The organism is Bariatricus sp. HCP28S3_F11 (assembly GCF_052065395.1).
In the GTDB taxonomy this organism is placed as follows: Bacteria; Bacillota; Clostridia; order Lachnospirales; family Lachnospiraceae; genus Allocoprococcus.
Window position 1 is genome coordinate 1 of sequence record NZ_JBQHUC010000073.1, and the last position, 3,184, is coordinate 3,184.

Consider the following 3,184-nt stretch of genomic DNA (forward strand, 5'->3'; position numbering starts at 1 on the left):
GAAACCGACATTCCGGAGGAGGGAAACTCTTTGATTGGCTTGTTTACCACTTATCAGGTAGTGCGGTATTGTCAAGCCCAGAGCCGCTTTGCGGTGCTGTAGCAGGCTTTATAATGCCGCAATATCTGATAGGATTTCACCAGTCAATCATTGATTCTGTGGTTTCCTTCTGACCGGACAGCACGGACACAAACGCCGGAATATTCAGGCAGCACTGCAATGGTCAGATATTGATTTCGAGACAGGCATTCTCAGCATCAACAAGAATCTTTACTACAAAACCATGACAGAATATAAGTTTGTGGAACCAAAAACACAGGCAGGTATCCGGGATATCGTTATAGATGATGATACGATTAAAGAACTAAAAGAATGGAAAGAAGTTCAACAGAAAGTTCTTACAAACTGCGATTTCGTAATGAGTTACAGCGGTATTCCCACCAGCAAGCATACATTGCCAAGAGCCCTGGAAAAGCTGGCCGAACTTGCTGGCGTTCACCGCATCAAAATCCATGCCTTGCGGCATTCCCATGCTTCCCTGTTAATCAGCATGGGAGAAAACCCATTAATCATCAAAGACCGTTTAGGACACGAAAAAATCCAAACGACTTTGGGAACCTATGGGCATTTATATCCAAACAGCAACTTTGAAGTAGCAAAGAAGCTGACAGGAAAACTTACCTATACACCTGCAACAAAAAGTGTGGCTGATTACACAAGCAATCAGTTCACAGCTGAGTATCATAAGCAGGTGAATTAAAAAATGCAATGAAAATGCAATTTTCAAAGGTCGAAGCCCGGAAGCCCCGTAAAATAAGGCTTTCTGGCCCACCGCCTACTATTCAAACTCGGCTCTGTCGCGCCAAAACTTAACGGAATTAATTAAGGTTTCGCTTGCAATATGCCTTATTTTTATTTCTATTACATAATTTCCACTGGCTTTCTGATGAACTGTTGCCAGAATGTTGCCATATATATTATATCAAAAATATAAAATATGGTGAATATTTTTATTAAGTAAGTCATAATAATACTTTAATCAACCCAATAGTTAATAATTGTACCTTTCAAACCACACTTATATTTTACAGCTTTTAATCCTTTAAACACTTTGTTATTGTAAGTAATTTCCATCATATGGTCTATCCATCATCTTGTCAACCATATCACACACAACATCTGGATCCAACTCAACATTATCAATTACCTGTAAATAATATTCAATATTAGCTTTTGTAATACTATTAGCTCTTTTACTCAGCCCCATACATGCAATAAAAATTCCTTCATTAGAACAGTCGTATATATCTTTCTCATTTTTCTTACTATATTGCATATCAAAGGCATTTAAAAACTTACTAAACGTGGCATCTCCTAAAAAAGTGTTTACTTTATGAAAATAAATATATATAAGGTATTTCTTAAAATACTGTCTTTGTGCTACTTGATCTTCCTTCAGCATTCTCTCTATACCTTTAAAAAACATTCTAGAATATAATATTTCAAATATTTTTCTTCTATATTTATAATTATATCCTCTTTTAATGCCTAAAGAACGAATTAATTGCATTGGAATCGTTGAATATCCTCTCGATTCATCAAAAATGTTTCTTATGAAGCGATTCCCTGCTGAAAAAACGCATGCAATTTTTTTACTTCCTCTCTGATTTCTAATCTTATCTTTTAATATCTCCAGGATATACTTAGGTGAAAGAAATGAGTATGATTTTCGTTCATAATATGCCTTGTCTTCTATTGAAATCAGTATCGAACATGCCTCATCCAATTTTTCATTAAATTTGATTTTATTTATCGGAAAATAAGTAAATATTTTATACATTTCTCCAAATGTATGTAAAACATATTTTTGTTGCAATGTAGATGTTAATGTCCATACCATAAATAGAAATGACAGTATTTTTAAAATCATCTCTTGCTTATTTATGATGTCAGGTATCTTAATTCTCAGCATAAAAAGAGCACAACACATTCCCCCGAAAGCATACTGCGAAAATGATATATAAATAAAATCTATTATCTTATATATTGGATTAACTAAAATTTTAAATTTTGTTTCATCCGAGGTGAAAATTTCAAAAAAGCAAAATAATGATAATCCTAGTAACGCTATCGCTAATTTTACTCCTATTATATCTAATACTGTTAAAGCATAAACACTAATATAAATAATTGCCATTCTCTGATATTCTTTTAAATCAGAGTAATTATAAATAGCAATCATTGCAAAGAAAAAAACAAAAATAATATTTTCGTTAAATAATGATTCCATTTTATCGTTAGTAGAATTCCTTCCCAAAAAATATCTATTTATGATCAATATTGCCAAAAACAGCTAATATGTTATTCTAGCATAATTGTCCCCTATTTTTCTTAAAACAAAAACTATTCATTATTATATATTATAGCGGAGAAATATAGACTTTAACATCTAAATTATCATTACTAAGGTTTTCCAAATCATGAATTAATCCATACGGATTTTTCAACAAGCTTTCCTTGTCATATATAAAGCAAATTAATTTCTTACATTTTTCATTATAACGAGCAACATCAATAATAAGTTCCTCTCCTACCTCTTTATCTTTTAGTCTCGTTCTCGTCATTTTTGTCTCTATATACATATCATATTTAGGCAAATAAAAATCTGTACGGGAATTTCCCCCTGCATAACTCGGGACATAATCTTCAGGTCTTATATCATCCACAAAAATGCGTAATATTCCTTCCAACAAGTCTTGAACATCATATTCATCTTTTATTTCTATCGTTTCTCTACCCCCATGTCTATTTAATATCGACCGAGTACATCTATGAAAATTTGTAAATATTTTATCAAAAACATCTTCAATACTCTCTGTTGAATTGATAACCGGAAGTTCTTTTATTGCATTTAAAATGCTTATCAATATATCAAAATTTTTATCATCATTTCCATTTGCTCTCTCAGCTACTTTGGTGAAATATTCAGTTTGGGGGTCATTTGGGTACAAATGTTGTAAATATCTTGTACAAATCATAAGCCATTTCTGGTAGTCTTCTCCAGATATGTATTTTCCTTCCTATTCTGTCAAGCCTAAATCTATTGATTTTACTGGCTTTGACGATTTTTATTTACCTCAAAAACAGAGCCGGGAGTGATGGATATCATCGTATCATGTACCGA

2 protein-coding genes and 1 pseudogene are annotated in these 3,184 nt (G+C 32.4%); 1 reads left to right on the forward strand and 2 read right to left on the reverse strand.

Features of this window, described 5'->3' with window-relative positions; genetic code table 11:
• Window positions 1–208 precede the first annotated feature (208 nt).
• A pseudogene (locus ACTNBR_RS16095) lies at window positions 209–760 on the forward strand (site-specific integrase); the annotation flags it as partial.
• Window positions 761–1,114: 354 nt separating this feature from the next.
• On the opposite strand, the gene ACTNBR_RS16100 reads toward ACTNBR_RS16095, so the two are convergent.
• Window positions 1,115–2,290, reverse strand: a complete 1,176-nt coding sequence (locus ACTNBR_RS16100) for a hypothetical protein (protein WP_441042731.1) — start codon at window positions 2,288–2,290, stop codon at window positions 1,115–1,117.
• 130 nt (window positions 2,291–2,420) lie between these two features.
• Complete coding sequence (locus ACTNBR_RS16105; protein WP_441019211.1) at window positions 2,421–3,038, reverse strand: hypothetical protein; 618 nt, start codon at window positions 3,036–3,038, stop codon at window positions 2,421–2,423.
• Window positions 3,039–3,184 lie beyond the last annotated feature (146 nt).